We start from the raw sequence: 19,083 nt of genomic DNA, 5'->3' as shown, positions 1-19,083 counted from the left end.
TTGTTCACCCGGACCTGTTGGTTGGGTGGTTGTTTAGTGTTGGCCCATTAGTACCAGTCGGCTCACGAGCACATTGCTGTGCTTCCACCTCTGGCCTATCAACCCGCTAGTCTGGCGGGGGCCTCTCACCCCACGAGGGGGCGTGGAAATCTCATCTTGAAGCAGGCTTCCCGCTTAGATGCTTTCAGCGGTTATCCCTTCCGAACGTAGCCAACCAGCCATGCACCTGGCGGTACAACTGGCACACCAGAGGTTCGTCCATCCCGGTCCTCTCGTACTAGGGACGGCCCTTCTCAAATTTCCTGCGCGCACAGAGGATAGGGACCGAACTGTCTCACGACGTTCTGAACCCAGCTCGCGTACCGCTTTAATGGGCGAACAGCCCAACCCTTGGGACCAACTCCAGCCCCAGGATGCGACGAGCCGACATCGAGGTGCCAAACCATGCCGTCGATATGGACTCTTGGGCAAGATCAGCCTGTTATCCCCGGGGTACCTTTTATCCGTTGAGCGACCACGCACCCACGTGCCATGGCCGGATCACTAGTTCCTGCTTTCGCACCTGCTCGACCCGTCGGTCTCACAGTCAAGCTCCCTTGTACACTTGCACTCGCCACCTGATTACCAACCAGGCTGAGGGAACCTTTGAGCGCCTCCGTTACATTTTAGGAGGCAACCGCCCCAGTTAAACTACCCACCAGGCACTGTCCCCAACCCGGATGACGGGCCAAGGTTGAGGTGACCGCTTGAACCAGAATGGTATTTCAACGACGACTCCACCACCGCTGGCGCGGCAGCTTCACAGTCTCCCACCTATCCTACACAAGTCCAAGCGAACACCAATACCAAGCTATAGTAAAGGTCCCGGGGTCTTTCCGTCCTTCTGCGCGAAACGAGCATCTTTACTCGTACTGCAATTTCACCGAGTTCGCGGTTGAGACAGCGGAGAAGTCGTTACGCCATTCGTGCAGGTCGGAACTTACCCGACAAGGAATTTCGCTACCTTAGGATGGTTATAGTTACCACCGCCGTTTACTGGGGCTTAAATTCACCGCTTCACACCCCAAAGGAGTGTTGACGGTTCCTCTTAACCTTCCAGCACCGGGCAGGCGTCAGTGCGTATACATCGCCTTACGGCTTCGCACGCACCTGTGTTTTTGATAAACAGTCGCTTCTCCCTATTCTCTGCGACCCCACAACCCCACCCACACGCACGGCGCGGGGAAGTCACGGGGTCCTCCTTATCCCGAAGTTACGGAGGAATTTTGCCGAGTTCCTTAACCACGATTCACTCGAACGCCTCGGTATACTCTACCTGACCACCTGAGTCGGTTTAGGGTACGGGCGCGTCATGCCCTCACGTCGAGGCTTTTCTCGGCAGCTTAGGATCACCACAAGTCCACACACGCGTGTGTCCCTCATCAGTTCTCACCCATCTGTCCCCCGGATTTGCCTGGGAGGCGGGCCACAACCTTAAATACGCACAACCATCGGCGCACTGCAGCTACCTGTCTGCGTCACCCCTGTTAACACGCTTGCCTACAATCACCGGGGCCCCAAGACCCACACACACCACGCGACCCGAAGGTCATGTGGGGGCGTGAGCAAATTGGTTAGCACAATGACTTCAGCATGGGCGGTCATAACGCGGTACCAGAATATCAACTGGTTGTCCATCGACTACGCCTGTCGGCCTCGCCTTAGGACCCGACTAACCCAGGGCGGATAAACCTAGCCCTGGAACCCTTAGTCAATCGGCGCTGCGGATTCTCACCGCAGATTCGTTACTCATGCCTGCATTCTCACTCCCACACAATCCACCAGAAGTTCCCTCCAGGCTTCACCTCGTGCAGGACGCTCCCCTACCCAACAACACACCAGCACTCCAGTTCCTGGCGCCAGCTACTTGTGTTGTTGCCACAGCTTCGGCGGTACGCTTGAGCCCCGCTACATTGTCGGCGCAGAACCACTTGACCAGTGAGCTATTACGCACTCTTTCAAGGATGGCTGCTTCTAAGCCAACCTCCTGGTTGTCACCGCGACTCCACATCCTTTCCCACTTAGCGTACGCTTAGGGGCCTTAGCTGATGATCTGGGCTGTTTCCCTCTCGACTACGAAGCTTATCCCCCGCAGTCTCACTGCCGCGCTACACCTAATGGCATTCGGAGTTTGGCTGACGTCAGTAACCCATAGGGCCCATCGGCCATCCAGTAGCTCTACCTCCACCAGGGACCACGCGACGCTGCACCTAAATGCATTTCGGGGAGAACCAGCTATCACGGAGTTTGATTGGCCTTTCACCCCTACCCACAGTTCATCCCCCAGGTTTTCAACCCTGGTGGGTTCGGTCCTCCACACAGTCTTACCTCTGCTTCAACCTGACCATGGGTAGATCACCCCGCTTCGGGTCTAGAACACGCGACCAACGCCATATTTCAGACTCGCTTTCGCTACGCATACCCCACACGGGTTAAGCACGCCACGTATCACTAACTCGCAGGCTCATTCTTCAAAAGGCACGCCATCACCCCTCAAGGCTCTGACGGCTTACAGGCACACGGTTTCAGGTACTATTTCACTCCCCTCCCGGGGTACTTTTCACCATTCCCTCACGGTACTATGCACTATCGGTCATCAAGTAGTATTTAGGCTTACCAAGTGGTCTTGGCAGATTCACACGAGATTTCACGAGTCCCGCGCTACTCGGGTACCACACCCACACCACACGCCACCGGTCCGTTTACACGACTATCACGCTCTACGGTCAGACTTCCCAGACTGTTCAACTCCCAACAACAAGTGATGCGATCCCCCGGCAGAAGGATCCAATATGGCCCCACAACACCAAACACGCAACGGCCGCCGCCTCTCACACGCATCTGGTTTAGCCTCCTCCGCTTTCGCTCGCCACTACTCACGGAATATCTTTTCCTGCGGGTACTGAGATGTTTCACTTCCCCGCGTTCCCCCCACCACCCTATACACGTTCAGATGATGGTAACCCAGCACAACCCAGGTTAGGTTCCCCCATTCGGACACCCTCGGATAATAACGCTCGCTCGCCAGCTCCCCGAGGCATATCGCAGGCCGCAACGTCCTTCATCAGCTCTTGATGCCAAGGCATCCACCGAATGCCCAATAAAACTAAACAAAACACAAAAAACAGTACAGAACAAATATGCTCGCAACCACTATACAAATCACAAACAACCCACCACACACACCCACACCAACAACAACTGCTGGCTGGCTGCGCAGGCAACCACCACCAACAGGCAGCGGACGCTCACACGGTGTTGAACGTGAACCCGACAGTGTGTCTGCTCGCTACAACATTTTAATGCCCAACCCAAAACACGCACCCACACCCACCACCCACATCAGGTGGCGTACATGCGCAGGCACAAGAAAACAACACAACACAACCCAAACAGCCATGCTGCCTTGTCCCCCACAAACTGGGCTCCCTAGAAAGGAGGTGATCCAGCCGCACCTTCCGGTACGGCTACCTTGTTACGACTTCGTCCCAATCGCCAATCCCACCTTCGACCACTCCCCCCGCAAAAACGGTTAGGCCATGGGCTTCGGGTGTTACCAACTTTCGTGACGTGACGGGCGGTGTGTACAAGGCCCGAGAACGTATTCACCGCAGCGTTGCTGATCTGCGATTACTAGCGACTCCACCTTCATGGGGTCGAGTTGCAGACCCCAATCCGAACTGAGACTGGCTTTAAGGGATTCGCTCCACCTCACGATATCGCAACCCTCTGTACCAACCATTGTAGCATGCGTGAAGCCCAAGACATAAGGGGCATGATGATTTGACGTCATCCCCACCTTCCTCCGAGTTAACCCCGGCAGTCCCCCACGAGTCCCCACCATCACGTGCTGGCAACATAGGGCAAGGGTTGCGCTCGTTGCGGGACTTAACCCAACATCTCACGACACGAGCTGACGACAACCATGCACCACCTGCACACGACCAACTAAATGCCACCACATCTCTGCAGTGTCGCCGTGCATGTCAAGCCTTGGTAAGGTTCTTCGCGTTGCATCGAATTAATCCGCATGCTCCGCCGCTTGTGCGGGCCCCCGTCAATTCCTTTGAGTTTTAGCCTTGCGGCCGTACTCCCCAGGCGGGGCACTTAAAGCGTTAGCTACGGCGCAGAAACCACGGGTGGCCCCCACACCTAGTGCCCAACGTTTACAGCGTGGACTACCAGGGTATCTAATCCTGTTCGCTCCCCACGCTTTCGCTCCTCAGCGTCAGTAACGGCCCAGAGACCCGCCTTCGCCACCGGTGTTCTTCCTGATATCTGCGCATTCCACCGCTACACCAGGAGTTCCAGTCTCCCCTACCGCACTCAAGTCAGCCCGTACCCACCGCACGCCCCCAGTTAAGCCAGAGGATTTCACGGCAGACGCGACCAACCGCCTACAAGCCCTTTACGCCCAATAATTCCGGACAACGCTCGCGCCCTACGTATTACCGCGGCTGCTGGCACGTAGTTAGCCGGCGCTTCTTTACCCACTACCCTCACCACAACCATTGTTGCGGCTTGACCATGAGCGAAAGAGGTTTACAACCCGAAGGCCGTCATCCCTCACGCGGCGTCGCTGCATCAGGCTTTCGCCCATTGTGCAATATTCCCCACTGCTGCCTCCCGTAGGAGTCTGGGCCGTATCTCAGTCCCAATGTGACCGGTCACCCTCTCAGGCCGGCTACCCGTCAAAGCCTTGGTAGGCCATCACCCCACCAACAAGCTGATAGGCCGCGAGCCCATCCCCCACCAGAAAAAACCTTTCCACCAACCCCCATGCGAAGGCCAGTGAATATCCAGTATTAGCACCCGTTTCCGGGCGTTATCCCAAAGAAGGGGGCAGGTTACTCACGTGTTACTCACCCGTTCGCCACTCATCCACCCAGCAAGCTGGGCTTCAGCGTTCGACTTGCATGTGTTAAGCACGCCGCCAGCGTTCGTCCTGAGCCAGGATCAAACTCTCCGAACAAAAACAAAAACGTTAAAGCCCAGAAAAACCAACCAACCAAACAAGGCCAGTCAGCAATCCCAACCAAAAACACTCAAAAACAAAAAACAGGCATAAAAAACAAACAAACACACTATCGAGTTCACAAACAACACCCACACGATCGAGCGCACACGAATATCTCGCATGTTTTCGAAAGGCGTTTCGCGCCATGTTTCCGCGACCCGAGCTTCTCGCTTCGTTCGCTGCCGTTCGGCGCAACAAGGAAAACAATACGCACTTCTGCAGACATCGTCAAATCAAGCGCAACCGATGTGCATGAACTCAGTTTTCCGCCAGATTGCAACGATCTCCCTTGTCGCAGGCGGCCAAATATGCCCAAAATCGGCGATTTTAATGCCCCAGACCACAGAGATTTCATGAAAATGTGCTCCAGCAAACGCAACGTTGGCGAGTAAGCAGAGCTCAATGCGCCCACTCCACCCCCACTACCTGGCCATATGGCCGAAGCCATCACGTTTTTTAGTAAACTCTTTACCTTCCGTTGACCGACGCGCTATACTCGTGCTCATCAGTGCGGCCTCGCCGCTTCTATGACCGTCCATCAACGCTAGGAACAACGATGAATGGAACTCTGCGTCCGGCTTTCGATCTTGCCGGCACCCTGGATGCTATCTCGGGCTTTATGTATACGTACTTGCTTGTCGCCCTGCTGATTGGCGTCGGCCTGTACTTCTTCATCCGCACGCGCGCTCTTCCGCTGCGCCTGTTTAAGGAAGCGATCCGCGTCGTGACCGAGCCTCCCCACGAGGAAGGCGAGGTCTCCTCGTTCCGTGCACTGATGGTGTCGACGGCCTCGCGCGTGGGCGTCGGCAACATTGCCGGTGTGGCGACGGCCGTGACGCTCGGCGGCGCTGGCTCCGTGTTCTGGATGTGGGTGATCGCCACTCTCGGTGGCGCCTCCGCCTTTATCGAGTCGACGCTTGCGCAGATCTATAAGAAGCAGGGCCCCCACCACTCGTACGGCGGTCCCGCCTACTACATTCAGACGGCGCTCAAGCAGAACTGGCTCGCCACGCTCTTCGCGACGGTTCTTATCCTCACCTACATGGGCGGCTTCAACCTGCTCGCGTCCTTCAACGTTGCTGACGCTTTCACCCATTACAGCTGGGCGAATGAGTGGACGCCGTGGATTATCGGCGCCATCCTCGCGGTGCTGATGGCCGGCTCGATCTTCGGCGGTACGCGTCGTCTCACCGACGTCACCGCCCTGCTTGTGCCGGTTATGGCCATCATCTACCTGGGCGTCGGCCTGGTTGTCGTCGCACTCAACTACCAGAACATCCCCGCGATGTTCTCCGCGATCTTCGCCGGCGCTTTCGACTTTAAGGCGATTTTCGGTGGCTTCGCCGGCTCCGCAATGATGTACGGCATCAAGCGCGGCCTCTACTCGAACGAGGCGGGCGTCGGCTCCGCTCCGAACGCCGCCGCCTCCGCCTCCGTGTCGCACCCCGCCAAGCAGGGCCTCGTCCAGATGCTCTCGGTCTTCATCGACACCATGGTGATCTGCACGCTGACCGCGTTCGTGGTTCTCTCCTCGGGCGTTGGCAATGACAACGGCGTGACAGGAGCTCCCCTCGTGAAGGACGCGATGGCCACGATCCTCGGCCAGCCGGTCGCTCAGGTCTTCATCTCGGTCGCCCTGTTCCTCTTCGCCTTCACGACGCTGGTCGGCAACTTCTACTACGCCGAGGTCAACTTCCGTTTCCTGCTACGCAACAAGCACATGAAGCACTGGATGCTCTCGATCTTCCGCGCCGTGGCCGCACTGCTCGTCTTCGCAGGCGCGCTCCTCAAATTCGAGGTCGCGTGGAACCTGGGTGACATCCTGATGGGCCTCATGGCGCTCATCAACCTGCCCGTCATCGTCATCCTGGGCAACCAGGCCATCCGCTGCGCGGACGACTACGTCGCCCAGCGCAAGGCCGGCCTTGAGCCGCACTTCAAGGCCTCCTCGATCGGCCTGAACCCCGATGAGCTGGACTTCTGGAAGGACGACGCTCCCGTCGCCGCCGAGAAGACCAACGCGTAAGGGGCCTCTCCCCTAGCAACTTGCCCCGGCCTCGTCTCAACGGACGAGGCCGGGGCTTCGTTATGCGCGACGGCGCGGCGATCGGAGACTACGCCGGCGCGTGAGCGAAGCGCGCTCGGATCTGCACTACCCCGGTGTACCCGCACGCGGACAGGGCTCGAGCCACTGCGTCGGCAGCCCACCCGAGCATCTCAGGGCCCCCGTGCGGGGCGCGCAGAACGGCAGTCACTCCGGTGCTGGAGGCCGTGGAGGACTCTACAGAGAGCCCCATCTGCACCCACGAGGCCACGGCCTCGTCGACGCCCAAGCAGGACATAACCTGTCCCTCATATCGCACGCCCGCCTCTACGTAGATGAGCGGACCAGGGGCAACCAGGGACAAATCCAGCGCGCCAATGGGCAGACTGCCGTCTTCCCACGGTTTGTTTGCGGTGGAGCGGGCGTAGCCCGGCAGCAGCTCACACTCAAAGACACACTCGTCGACGCGCACATCGGCGACGAGCTCGAGGGTGGCCACGGAGGCAATCACAGATGCCACGAACGGGATGCGCCTGCCCACGTCACCGAGCCACGTGTCGACAATCGCGTGGCACATCGCCGGGGTGGCGACCGCCGGGGAGAGCTGCCCTGCCGCGCGGGACTCCCCCGGCCCGTCCGCTCCCCCAAGCCGGGGTGGCGCGTGGACGTCGCCCACGAAAAAGTCGAAAGCGTAGAGTCCATGATGGGTGCGATCATCGTCGAAGTCGGCGAATCCCAGCCCCGTACCAACGAGCACGGACAGAAAGGCGTCGTAGAGGCACTCCGTATCCTGCGCAAAGAGGTCCGCCGCGTGCGGCGTGCGCGGGTCCAGCTGGCCGACCAGCCACGCCTGCAACGCCACGTAGCGTTCCCTGTCGGCGCAATCGTTGACTGTCATGGGAACCTCCTTGTTCGCAACACAACGCTTGCCCCCTCATTATCGCAGAGAAAGAAGGCCCCGGCCTCGTCCGGGTGACAGACGAGGCCGGGGCGAAGGGCGAGGCGGAGCGCTCAGCGGGTGGCGAGCAGCGCCTCCTCGGCCTCCTTGGTCCACAGGCCGGCGGCGTCAAGCTTCGCGGCGACCGTCGGCAGCTTCTCGGCCAGCTCGGACACGGGGGTCAGGCCCAGGTCGTGCATCATCGGGAAGACCATGATCTTGCCGCCAGAGGTACGGTCCATCACCGCGTTGATGGCGTCGCCGAAGCCCGCCATGCCGGTGATCGCCCACAGGGAGATCGTGGTGTCGATGATGCCGGCTTCGATCTTGCGCAGGACCGTGCGCATGTCGGAGACGTCCGAGCCGGAGGTGCCCAGCATGAAGATCCGGCGCTCGATGATGCCCTGCAGGTCGAAGTCACCGAACGTGCCGGCCGGGATACCGGCGAACGCGTTCAGGATGCCGCCCTCGGCCAGCAGGTCGACGGCCTGGGAGACCAGCGCCGGGACGGGCACGAGGCACGTCGCGTAGGTGTAGCCGTACTCCAGGGGCGTCGAGGAGGTGTTGACGATGTCCAGCGGCACGCCGTTCTTCTCGGCGGTCGGGCCAACAACCTTCGTCAGGTTGGCCAGGCGCTCATCCGATAGATCCGTGCCCACGACGCTGAGGCCGGGAACACCCGAGGTGACGGCGCGCATCGTGTGCATGACGCCCATCGGGCCGGCGGCGCCGACGAAGACGCAACGGTCGTTCTCGCGCAGATCGCCGTTGGCGGGGATCCAGGCGTAGCCCTGGCGCGGATCCGAGCCGGTCGTGCCGCAGAAGCGGGTGAAGTCGTAGTGGACGCGGCCGATGTCCAGGGACACCTTGCGCGAGATCTTCTCGCCGCCCAGGACGACACACATGGTGCCGCGGGTGCCAATCAGCAGAGCAGCCTTCTCGATCGCGTCGGCGTCCGCACCGAAAAACACGATGTCGTCGAACTCGCCCTCCACGCCCTCGATGGCGTCGGCGGCAACGCGCACGACCTCGGCGGGCTTGTGCTCGGCGGTCAGAGCGTCGATATCGCCCTCGCCGACAACCAGCAGGCGACCACCGTCAGCGACGTGGTTGCGCTCGGCCCACGCGTAGGAGCCCTCGACGGTCGCCCAGGGCTCGATGAGGCCGACGGCCGCGGCCGACGGGCCCTCCGACACGTGGATGAGGAACTCTTCCCCATCCGGGGACACGACGCAGCGCTCATCGACGACGACGAACTCCTCGAGGGCGCCATCGAAGTTGTAGCCGAAGGCACCGTTCGACTTCGCGGTACGCAGGTGCTTCCAGTCGGCCTGGACCAGCAGGCGGTCGCCAACCTTGAAGTGTGTGACCTTCTCGCCGACCTGCACGACGCGGACGACGGGCTCGTGACCGGGCGTCACGGCCTCCTGGTTGGGGTGGTAGGACGGGATGTCCTTGAGAGCATCCAGGTCGATACCCGCCACCACGTCCGACTTGCGCGGGTGGCCATCAAACTGGTGAAGCAGCTTCGTATCAGAGAAGCAAATGCCGCAGGCTTCGACCTCGAGCATGATCTGCGTCGGGCCAACGGGGTCAACGGGCTTCGCCGGGTTAACGACGAACTCTTCCTTGCCGACGATCTGAATCGCGTACTGGGTGGAGGGAATCTGGGTCATGACTGACTCTTTCACTGGAAAACTACTGGACGTGGGAAGAAAGGACGAGGCCGGGGAGCTCCGGAGAAACCCGCATGTGTCCCCGGCCTCGTGACAATGTCAGGAGAGCATCACCTGGCCGCCCGTGACGGGCACGGCCTGGCCGGTCTCGTATTCCTGCTCAACGATGTAGAAGATCGCGCGTAGAACGTCGATGCCCTGGGCGCCGCGACGCATGGGGACCTTCGCCTCGTAGAACTCCTTGACGTCGGCGACCGTCTTGGCGCCGGGGACCTTGCCGGAGTTCAGGTACTGGACGAAGAGGCCGCGGTCCGGGTCGGACCAGAGCGGGCCGTCGTAGAAGTTGCCGGGGCAGATCGCGTTGACCTTCACGCCGTGAGCAACCATCTCGAGGGCGAAGGACTGGACCAGGCCGATGCCGCCGAACTTCGAGCCCGCGTAGGCAGCGTTCTTGTTCGAGCCGACGAGGCCGGACTTGGAGTTGATCTGGATGATGTCGGTCAGCCACTCGGGTGCGGTCGAGTGCTGGCGGGCCAGGAGCTGGCCCAGGTGCTTGGTGACCAGGAAGAAGGCCACATAGTTGATGTCCGTGGACAGGCGGAACGCGGAGGCGTCCTGCTCGAGGACGGAGCCGGCGCGCACGATGCCCGCGTTGGAGACGACCAGGTCGAGGCCGCCGGTGACGCGCTCGATCTCGGCGGCCATCGCGGCGACGGATTCCTCGTCGGCAACGTTGACCGTGATCGGGTGGGCGACGCCTTCGCCGCCGAGTTCGGCCGCCTTGGCGGCCGCGCCCTCGCCGTTCAGGTCGGCGACGTACACGAAGCAGCCGGCGTCCACCAGGCCGCGCGCGATCTCCGCGCCGAAGCCCTGGGCGCCACCCGTCACGAGGGCGATGCGGCCGTTGATGGCGCGCTCACCCGTGGCGGTGGCGCGGACCTCGAAGGTCTCCTCACCGGCGCGCACGACGACGGGAAGCTCCGTCTCCTTCAGGGAGCAGGGGCACACCTCGGTGAGCGGGCCGTCGAAGGTGACGGTCGGCTCGGCCGAACTGGGGGCCACGATAACCGGGCGGCCGAGGGCCTTAAGGAAAAGCCCGCGTACCTCGGGGGCGTTACTCATGATGTCTCTCTTTCTCGACGAAACTCGTCAGTTAATCGATGTGGCTCGGGCGGCAACAGCGGCGGCGTCCTCGCCGTCGGCAATCGCGCGTCCCAGGGGTGCGTACTGGCTGATGCGCTCGGCGAGGGCCTCGGGGGTCAGGCGACCCGTGCGGCCCAGCAGGTGCAGGGAGGGATCCACGGAGGACAGGGCCTCGTGCGCAACGAGGGCCCACGTGGCCTCGTTGAGGTCCGCGAACTCGGGGCGGCGCAGCTCCTCGCAGGTGAAGCGCTGGCGCGGCTGGTTGATGTCGACGCCCGAGATTTCGAGCATGCCGTGGGCGGCCGCGAGCGCGTGGATGCGCTCGAGCTGCTCGGGGGTGTTGCGCGGGGGCATGTAGGTGACGGCGCGCAGGCCGATCGACTCCATGTACTCGAAGAGCTCGTCGAGGAAGTCATCCTCGAACTTCTCGGCCTTCTTGTCGCCGGTCGGCGAGGCCGACACGTCACCCAGGTAGGCGTAGGTGGCAATCGCGCCGACCGAGTCGGCGAACTCGACGACCTCGGCGGCGCTGGGCAGCTCGTCGGTGGGCTGGATGTAGATGCGATCCAGGTAGTTGGCCTTCAGGACGCCCAGCAGGTCGTACATGAGGTGCGGGTTGTCAGCGTCGGACAGGACGCGCGCAAGGGATTCGGGAATCTCGACGCCCATCGAGTCCAGGCCCTGGACCAGGGCGGGACCACGGCCGAAACCACGGATGAGGGCCGAGGCCATGGCGGCCAGCAGGTGGCGCTCGGTGATCCCACCGCCGTTGGCATACTGGGAGATACCGACCATGTCCGCCTGCGGGTCGAAGGGCTTCAGGCCCAGGTCGGTGAGGATCTTGTTGGCGCGCTCGGCCATGGCGAGGGTGCGCTCCAGGCGTGCGGCGCGCTTGGGGGCGAGCCACTCGGTGACCTTCTCGCGGGCCGGGGCGGGCACGCCCTGGACCGTCATGTAGGCGACGCCCTCGGAATCGGGGTTGTTGAGCTTGCGCTGCGCGAGCGGCGTGCCCTCGCCGAAGCGGGCGCGGATCTCGAAGCCGGTGACGGAACCCATGCCCAGGATGCGGGTCGCCTCGCTCATCTCAGCGGCAGCGCCGATCGAGTCATGGTCGACCGAGCCAACGACGCGCAGGCCGTTGCGGCGCGCCAGCAGGGCGGCGTGCGTGGGCGTGTAGGGGCTGAACGAGAAGCACGTGTGGATGTGGTTGTTCGACTCGGGCACCCAGCTGGGGAAGTGCTCGTCGGCCACGCCCGCGCGCAGCGCCTCGATGCGCTGGGCCGGGGTTACTGCCGGGTCGTTGGTGATGTCCATGGGTTCTGCCATCTCTTCGTTGGGTGGAGAAAAACGGTATTGAAACAAGTATGTGGGCGAGGCCGGGGCACGGTGAGGAGGAGTGTAGCCCCGGCCTCGCGGGCTCGCGTCAGGGAATGCGAGCCGAGGACGGGGGCGGGCCGGAAAGGGGAACGGCCCGCCCCCAGCGCCTCAGAGTCCCGCGCGGTTCAGGCGCGCGATCTCGGCCTCGGTCGCGTGCTTCGTGGTGGGCACGTGGCCGGGCAGCGGGAGGATGCGCTCGTGAATCGCGTCGAGGATCCAGGAGACCTGCGGGAAGAAGTACGACTCCATCTCGGGTCCGGGCGTGATGCCGTTGCGCGAGGCCACGACCGCGATCGGCGCGTCGAGCGCGTCGAAGGCCAGGGTCTGCACGTTGGCGGCGACCGTGTTGAGGAAGGAGCCACGCTCGACGGCGTCCGAGGTGAGGACCAGGCGACCGGTCTTCTTCACGGAGGCGATGAGCTTGTCGTAGTTGAGCGGTGCGACGAAGCGCAGGTCGATGACCTCGGCGCTCAGGCCGTACTTCTCAGCCAGGACGTCAGCGGCCTCGAGGGCCTTGTACACGGTCGCACCGTAGGCAGCGATCGTGATGTCGGTGCCCTCGCGGCGGATCGCCGGCTCACCCTCTTCGGTCTCGTAGTAGCCCTCGGGCACGCCGCCGGGCTCGAAGTCCTCGCCCTTGTCGTAGAGCTTCTGGCTTTCGAGGAACACGACCGGGTCGGTTCCGGCGAGTGCCAGGTTGAGCATGCCCTTGGCGTCGGTCGGGGTGGTCGGGAAGTAGACCTTCAGGCCCGGGATGTGAGCGACGAGCGCGCTCCAGTCCTGGGAGTGCTGAGCGCCGTACTTCGCGCCCACGGACACGCGCAGGACGAGAGGCATCTTGAGCAGGCCGGCGCTCATCGACTGCCACTTGGCCATCTGGTTGAAGACCTCGTCACCGGAGCGGCCCAGGAAGTCGCAGTACATGAGCTCGACGACCGCGCGGCCACCGGCCATCGCGTAGCCGACGCCGGCGCCCACGATCGAGGCCTCGGCGATGGGCGAGTTGAACAGGCGACGGTAAGGCAGGGCCTCGGTCAGGCCACGGTAGACGGCGAAGGCGCCGCCCCAGTCGCGGTTTTCCTCGCCCCAAGCGGCCATCGTCGGGTCGGTCTTGAAGCGGTGCAGCATGGCCTCGAACAGGCCGTCACGGAACTGGTACATGCGCATCTTGGAGACGGGCTTGCCGTTCTCGTCGACGGAGGTGCGCACCTTCTTGGCCAGCGCCTTGACGCGCGGGTTGTCCTCGAGGTCAATCTCGGGGGTCGCGTCATCGAAGGCCTCGACCTTCTCGTTGGAGAACATGACGGAGTCGATGTAGCCGTCGGCGACACGCGGCGTGGCCTCGTCGTCGATCGAGAGCTTGAGGACCTTGACGAGCTTCTCGGTCAGCGAAGCCGTGTAGCCGTCGATCTCGTCCTGCGTGGTCAGGCCGTTGGAGATGAGCAGGTTGCTGTACTCCTTGATGCAGTCCACCTGCTCCCACAGCTCGACCTCTTCCTTCGTGCGGTACGAGGAGGCGTCCGACGGCGAGTGGCCGGAGAAGCGGTAGGTGATGGTGTCCATGAGGACGGGGCCGCGGCCCTCCTCGAGGATCTTCTTCTTGCGGGTGGTCGCATCCGCGACGGCCAGCGGGTTGAGGCCGTCGACGCGCTCGGCGTGCATGGCCTCGGGGTTGAGGGCCGCACCCACGCGGGCGAGGATCTCGTAGCCCATGGTCTCGCCGAAGGTCTGGCCGCCCATGCCGTAGAAGTTGTTGAAGAAGTTGAACAGGATCGGCGGGTTGCCACCGTCCTCTTCGCGCCACAGCGAGCGGAACTGGTCCATGGCCGCGAAGTTCATGGCCTCCCACACGGGGCCACAGGCCATGGCGGCGTCACCGATGTTGGAGATGACGATGCCGGGCTTGCGGTTGATGCGCTTGAAGAGGGCCGCACCATTGGCGATGGGGGCGGAGCCACCGACGATCGCGTTGTTCGGGTAGGAACCGAAGGGCAGGAAGAAGGTGTGCATCGAGCCGCCCAGGCCGCGGTTGAAGCCGGACTTGCGGGCGAAGATCTCGGCGAGGGCGCCGAAGAGGATGAAGTTCTCGGTGAGGTCCTTCGTGTCCTTGTAGTCGATCTTCTCGGCGTAGGACAGGGTCTCGCCGCCGAGGAAGCCCTTCATGATGCCCTCGAGCTGGCTCTCGTCCATCTGGTGCATGGCCGAGTAGCACTTGGCGAGGATCTCGCCGTGGGAGCGGTGCGAGCCGAAGATGAAGTCATCGGGCGACAGCACGTAGCTCTGGCCGACGTAGGCGCTCTCCTGGCCGATGCCCAGGTGGGCGGGGCCGGGGTGGTTGTACTCGACGCCTTCCCAGGCGCCGGTCTTCTTGATGGAGTCCAGCATCGACTCGAAGGTGCGCACGACGATCATGTCGTGGAGCATCTGGACCATGCCCTTTTCGCCGTAGCGGGCGATCTCGGTGTCACGGTCGAAGGTGTACTGGTTGACGGGGACCTCGGGGAACTTCACGTACCCGGGGCGACGCACCTCATTGGGGTCGATGATAAGAGACTGAGTCATTTTTCTACTCTTCCTTGACGTAGGGGATGTTCGTTAGAGCTTGACGGCCCACGCGGCTTCGCGGATGACCTCGGAGACCGTGGGGTGCGGGAAGACGACCTGGCGCAGGTCCTCGACGGTCAGTTCCATCTCGAGGACGGCCTGAGCGCCCCAGATCATCTCGGCTGCGTACGCACCCAGGACGTGGATGCCCAGCACCTGGTGGGTCTTGGGATCGACGAGGATCTTCGCCTCGCCGGGGGCCTTGAAGCCGTTCTCCGCGATGAAGCGGCCGGACATGAGGGCGGGCACCTTGGCGACGAGGACCTCGCGGCCTTCGCGCTTGGCGGCGGACTCGGTCAGACCGACGCCGGCGGCCTCGGGGATCGAGAAGACGGCCCACGGGACGGTGTGCCAGCGCATGACCTCGCCGCGCTTCTTAGCGGTCGGGTCGAGGATGTTCGCCGAGGCGATCTCCGCCATGCGGTAGGCGGCGTGCGCCAGGAGGGAACGTCCGGTGACGTCGCCGATGGCCCACACGTTGGGCAGGTTGGTGCGCATCGTGTCGTCGACGACGATGCCGCGGTTGATCTCGAGGCCAGCCTCTTCGGCGCCCCAGCCCACCGTCGCGGGACGGCGGCCAACGGCCATGAGGACCACGTCGGCCTCGACGCTCAGCTTCTCCTCGCCCTTGGAGTAGTGGACGGTGCCTCCGTCGAGGGACTCGACGCGGCAGCCCAGCTCGAAGGTCACGTCCTTCATGGCGGCGCGGGCCTTGGCGGCCAGGTCGTCGTCCATGAAGGGCAGGATCTCGGGGGCCATCTCGATGACGGTCACCTGGGAGCCGAGGGTGGAGTACAGGGAGGCGAACTCGACACCGATGACGCCGCCGCCGATGATCGCGAGGCGAGCCGGGACCTCGGGCAGCGAGAGGATGCCCGTGGAGTCGACCAGCGCGGGGTTATCCTGGGTGCCGGGCAGCGGGGGCATGGCCGGCACGGAGCCCGTGGCGATGATGACGTGATCCGAGGTGTAGGTCGTGCCCTCGACGGTCACGCGACCGGGGGCGTCGAGGTGACCTCGTCCGTTGATGACGGTCACGCCCGCCTTGCGCTCGGTCGCTGCGACGCCGGCGACCAGGCCCTTGACAACCTGATCCTTCCAGGCCTGCATCTGCGTCCAGTTGACGGCCACGCCCTGGGCGTCCACGCCGAACTGACTGGCTTCCTTGGCGTGCAGGTAGTTCTTCGCGCCGTTGAGCAGGGTCTTGGTGGGGATGCAGCCCACGTTCAGGCAGGTGCCGCCCAGGTACTGCTCCTCAACGAGGGCGACCTTCTTGCCCGCGTGTCCGAGGCGCTCGGCAGCCAGGTAGCCACCGGGGCCCGCACCGAGGACGATGACGTCAAAATGCGTGTCACTCATGAGTATTCCTCTTTCCTCAGGCCAGAACGGTCACGTCGATGTTTTCGATGGCGGCGACCAGGTCGCGCAGGAAGCGCGCGCCGTCCGCGCCGTCGATGACCTGGTGGTCGATCGTCAGCGACAGGTTGAGGCGCTGCTCCACGCCGATCGAGCCATCAGCGGCCACGGTCGGGCGCGGGGTGATCGCACCGACGCCCAGGATGGCCGTCTGGGGCAGGTTGATGACGGGGGTGAAGGTCTCGATACCGAAGGAGCCGATGTTGGAGACCGTGAAGGTGCCGCCGCTCAGGAACTCGGGCGACAGAGAGCCGTCGATCGCTCCGCCGGCGAGGCGCTTGGCCTCGTCGGAGAACGCCTTGAGGCCCAGGGCCTGCGCGGAGCGGATGACGGGGACGAGGAGGCCGCGCGGGGTGTCGCACGCGAAGCCGAGGTGGACCTGCTCGAACTCGGTGAGGACGCCGTCCTCCAGGTGAGCGTTGAACACGGGGTACTTGAGCAGGGTGCGCGACACCGCGAAGCAGACCAGGTCGTTGAGCGTGATCTTGTTCAGGCCCAGGGCCTCGTCGGCGTTCTTAACCTTCTTGCGCATCGCGAGGATGCCGGCGGCGTTCGCGGTGGTGTTGAGGGTCAGCTGCGCGGTGGAGGTCAGGGACTCCATCATGCGCTTGGCGACGACCTTGCGCACGCCCTTGAGCGGGGCGGAGGTCGAGGCACCGGGGAAGTCGGCGGCCGCGGCGGGGGCGGCGACAGCGGCGGCGGGGGCAGCCTCGGCAGTGCGGCCAGCGTCGGCGACGGACACGCGTCCACCGATGCCGGTGCCTTCGGTGGCGCTCACGCCGGCGGCGCGCGCGGCGGAGGTCAGGACCGGGCCGGCGGCGATCGCGGCGGCGACGTCACGCTCGATGACGCGGCCGTGGGGGCCGGAGCCCTCGGTGATGGCCGAGGCGTCGACACCGTTCGAAGCGGCGAGGGCGCGGGCGCGCGGGGAGACGGCACCGGTGGCGCGCTCGGTCGCGAAGGCGGGGGCGGCAGCCTCGGGGGCAGCGGCGGCCTGCTCGGCGGGAGCGTCGGCTTCGGCGGGGGCAGCGTCGCCACCGGGAACGAGGCCGGAGATGTCCTCTCCGGGCTCACCGACGATGATGAGCGGATCCTTCACGGGGACCTCGTCGCCTTCCTCCCACAGGAGCTTCAGGACGGTACCCTCGGCGGTCGAGGGCACCTCCATGGTCGACTTGTCGGTCTCGATGGACGCGAGCGTCTGGTCGACGGAGACGGTGTCGCCTTCTGCGATCATCCACTCGACGATGATGCATGACTCAACAGAGTTGCCCAGCTGGGGCATCACCACGATGGTGGCCATGTAATTCCTCCTAGACGATGCGCAGCTTCGTGCGCTCGGCCAATTCCTTGATGGATTCTTCGGGGATCTCATCGTCGGTGATGATTCCGGTGACCTCGTCGATCCCCATGAAGCTGACAAAGCCGGCTTCCCCATACTTGGAGGAGTCAGCGAGCAGCCACGTCTCTTGTGCGCGGGTACGCATAATGGAGCCGACCTGTCCACCTTCTACAAGCTGGGTGGTCAGGCCCCGATCAACGCTGAACCCGTCGGTCCCGAGGAACGCGACGCGTGCGTTGAAGTCATTGATGGCGCGCTCGGCGACCGGCCCTACGAGGGACTCGGACTCGGCGCGGAAGTGCCCACCCGTCAGCGTGATGTTGAGGTTCGGGTTGGAGCGGGCGTTAGCGAAGACAAGCACGGAGTTGGTGAGAACCTGAACCCCGCGCTTGCCGGTGAGGTACTTGACGATGAGGGCGCAGGTGGTGCCGGCCTCGATCATGATGCGATCGTCGTCGTGGATCATGTCGGCGGCAGCGCGAGCGATGCGCTCCTTGATCTCAACACGATCGTTCTGGCGCAGGTGAATGTTGCGGAAGGTGGTGGGACGCGCCCCTCCGTGCGTGCGCACGAGGTAGCCCTGCTCGTCGAGAGACTTCAGCGATGCGCGCACGGTGACGGGTGAAACTCCCAAATCGGAAGCAAGCTGCGCCACGCTCACCTCACCCTCCCGGGCGAGGCGATCCAGGATGTAGTTCGTGCGTTCTTCTGCACGTCCCATGGGGCACCTCTTCGCGGAATCAGCGACTATCTTTGTCGCTTTCTCTTTCGTTAAGAACAGAATAGTCACTAAAACGAAAGTATGCAACATCACGAGAAGAAGATTCACGCAGGTGCACACTGGGCGCACAAACGTTCAGAGCAACGCTGCCCATCCTTCACTATTCCGTGATATCGCAGGGATAAATGCGCTGGTGGGCGGCTCTCTCGAGCCGCCCACCAGCTATAAAACTACCTCACCCACCCCGGAGTCATCATCCAGTTGAAACGAAAACGAAACGAAAGTGTTCGTCACCGATGCAACAAGGCATGCCCTGGGGCGGCAAACGGGTTTTACTCCCCGGGCTGGCGCACGCCGACCGTCAGGAGCAGGTTGCCGTACAGGCGCTGCTCGCCCGTCGCAACGATGATGCCGACGTTCTCGTCGCGCGCGGCATCGTAGAAGTCCCAGCGGGAAATCTCGCCGAACTCCACACCGGGCAGAGCCGCGCGGAACTCGTCGTGGATCGGGATCTCCACCGGATCGGCGTCGGGGGCGGGGGTCATGATCTCTGCGCGCTCGATCGGAATCGTGCGCTTGAGGACGTCGAGGACCTGGCTGACATCCAGGAGACCCGGGGCAAGGTTGAGCGAAATGAGTTCGCAACGCGGGTTCACACCCGTCGTGTGCGGGTAGTTCGCATCCGCCAGCAGAATCTTCGAGCCGTGGCCGGCGGCCGCGAGCGCGCGCAGGAACTGCGGGTGCGTCATAGGTCCATAGAGCATGAA

At 63.2% G+C, this 19,083-nt stretch carries 10 protein-coding genes and 2 rRNA genes; 1 reads left to right on the top strand and 11 read right to left on the bottom strand.

Annotated elements, in window-relative coordinates; translation table 11 throughout:
- Positions 1-28: 28 nt before the first annotated feature.
- Positions 29-3,152 (bottom strand): 23S ribosomal RNA (locus tag JJJ16_RS00605).
- 320 nt (positions 3,153-3,472) lie between these two features.
- Positions 3,473-5,011 (bottom strand): 16S ribosomal RNA (locus JJJ16_RS00600).
- Together the 16S and 23S rRNA genes form the textbook arrangement of a ribosomal RNA operon.
- Positions 5,012-5,612: 601 nt before the next feature.
- Here JJJ16_RS00600 and JJJ16_RS00595 point away from each other — a divergent pair.
- Positions 5,613-7,082 (top strand): alanine/glycine:cation symporter family protein, encoded by a 1,470-nt coding sequence (locus JJJ16_RS00595; RefSeq protein WP_219750971.1) that lies wholly within the window; start codon positions 5,613-5,615, stop codon positions 7,080-7,082.
- A gap of 88 nt (positions 7,083-7,170) precedes the next feature.
- Here the strand turns inward: JJJ16_RS00595 and JJJ16_RS00590 are convergent, their stop codons facing one another.
- From JJJ16_RS00590 to JJJ16_RS00550, 9 genes are all read right to left on the bottom strand, one after another.
- The gene (locus JJJ16_RS00590; protein ID WP_219750970.1) at positions 7,171-7,998 is read right to left on the bottom strand and encodes a hypothetical protein; all 828 of its coding nucleotides are present in this window, start codon (positions 7,996-7,998) and stop codon (positions 7,171-7,173) included.
- Between the two features lie 113 nt (positions 7,999-8,111).
- Positions 8,112-9,713 carry an alcohol dehydrogenase catalytic domain-containing protein gene (locus JJJ16_RS00585; protein ID WP_219750969.1) on the bottom strand — a complete coding sequence of 534 codons (1,602 nt, stop codon included), beginning with the start codon at positions 9,711-9,713 and terminating at the stop codon, positions 8,112-8,114.
- A 99-nt stretch (positions 9,714-9,812) separates the two neighbouring features.
- Positions 9,813-10,835 (bottom strand): SDR family NAD(P)-dependent oxidoreductase, encoded by a 1,023-nt coding sequence (locus JJJ16_RS00580; RefSeq protein ID WP_219750968.1) that lies wholly within the window; start codon positions 10,833-10,835, stop codon positions 9,813-9,815.
- 27 nt (positions 10,836-10,862) lie between these two features.
- Complete coding sequence (locus tag JJJ16_RS00575; RefSeq protein WP_219750967.1) at positions 10,863-12,182, bottom strand: PHP domain-containing protein; 1,320 nt, start codon at positions 12,180-12,182, stop codon at positions 10,863-10,865.
- A gap of 159 nt (positions 12,183-12,341) precedes the next feature.
- Positions 12,342-14,795 (bottom strand): thiamine pyrophosphate-dependent enzyme, encoded by a 2,454-nt coding sequence (locus tag JJJ16_RS00570; protein WP_007587381.1) that lies wholly within the window; start codon positions 14,793-14,795, stop codon positions 12,342-12,344.
- Positions 14,796-14,828: 33 nt separating this feature from the next.
- Positions 14,829-16,196, bottom strand: a complete 1,368-nt coding sequence (gene lpdA / locus JJJ16_RS00565; protein ID WP_219750966.1) for a dihydrolipoyl dehydrogenase — start codon at positions 16,194-16,196, stop codon at positions 14,829-14,831.
- 16 nt (positions 16,197-16,212) lie between these two features.
- The gene (locus tag JJJ16_RS00560; protein WP_219750965.1) at positions 16,213-17,556 is read right to left on the bottom strand and encodes a dihydrolipoamide acetyltransferase family protein; all 1,344 of its coding nucleotides are present in this window, start codon (positions 17,554-17,556) and stop codon (positions 16,213-16,215) included.
- A 10-nt stretch (positions 17,557-17,566) separates the two neighbouring features.
- A complete protein-coding gene (locus tag JJJ16_RS00555; RefSeq protein ID WP_007590149.1) occupies positions 17,567-18,316 on the bottom strand; it encodes a DeoR/GlpR family DNA-binding transcription regulator in 750 nt (249 codons plus the stop codon).
- Positions 18,317-18,648: 332 nt separating this feature from the next.
- On the bottom strand, positions 18,649-19,080 hold the full coding sequence (locus tag JJJ16_RS00550) for an RbsD/FucU family protein (protein ID WP_034467793.1): 432 nt from the start codon (positions 19,078-19,080) through the stop codon (positions 18,649-18,651).
- Positions 19,081-19,083: the final 3 nt, after the last annotated feature.

It is taken from the genome of Schaalia sp. ORNL0103 (assembly GCF_019429565.1).
GTDB lineage: Bacteria > Actinomycetota > Actinomycetes > Actinomycetales > Actinomycetaceae > Pauljensenia.
The sequence above is the reverse complement of the archived record's forward strand: the minus strand, read 5'-3'. Positions and strand labels throughout refer to the sequence as shown.

What these genes read in the sequence shown, in the direction of transcription:
- JJJ16_RS00570 (WP_007587381.1), bottom strand. Translation starts at nt 14,795, where the DNA reads ATGACTCAGTCTCTTATCATCGACCCCAATGAGGTGCGTCGCCCCGGG.
- JJJ16_RS00590 (WP_219750970.1), bottom strand. Translation starts at nt 7,998, where the DNA reads ATGACAGTCAACGATTGCGCCGACAGGGAACGCTACGTGGCGTTGCAG.
- JJJ16_RS00595 (WP_219750971.1), top strand. Translation starts at nt 5,613, where the DNA reads ATGAATGGAACTCTGCGTCCGGCTTTCGATCTTGCCGGCACCCTGGAT.
- JJJ16_RS00585 (WP_219750969.1), bottom strand. Translation starts at nt 9,713, where the DNA reads ATGACCCAGATTCCCTCCACCCAGTACGCGATTCAGATCGTCGGCAAG.
- JJJ16_RS00550 (WP_034467793.1), bottom strand. Translation starts at nt 19,080, where the DNA reads ATGCTCTATGGACCTATGACGCACCCGCAGTTCCTGCGCGCGCTCGCG.
- JJJ16_RS00580 (WP_219750968.1), bottom strand. Translation starts at nt 10,835, where the DNA reads ATGAGTAACGCCCCCGAGGTACGCGGGCTTTTCCTTAAGGCCCTCGGC.
- JJJ16_RS00575 (WP_219750967.1), bottom strand. Translation starts at nt 12,182, where the DNA reads ATGGCAGAACCCATGGACATCACCAACGACCCGGCAGTAACCCCGGCC.
- JJJ16_RS00560 (WP_219750965.1), bottom strand. Translation starts at nt 17,556, where the DNA reads ATGGCCACCATCGTGGTGATGCCCCAGCTGGGCAACTCTGTTGAGTCA.
- JJJ16_RS00555 (WP_007590149.1), bottom strand. Translation starts at nt 18,316, where the DNA reads ATGGGACGTGCAGAAGAACGCACGAACTACATCCTGGATCGCCTCGCC.
- lpdA (WP_219750966.1), bottom strand. Translation starts at nt 16,196, where the DNA reads ATGAGTGACACGCATTTTGACGTCATCGTCCTCGGTGCGGGCCCCGGT.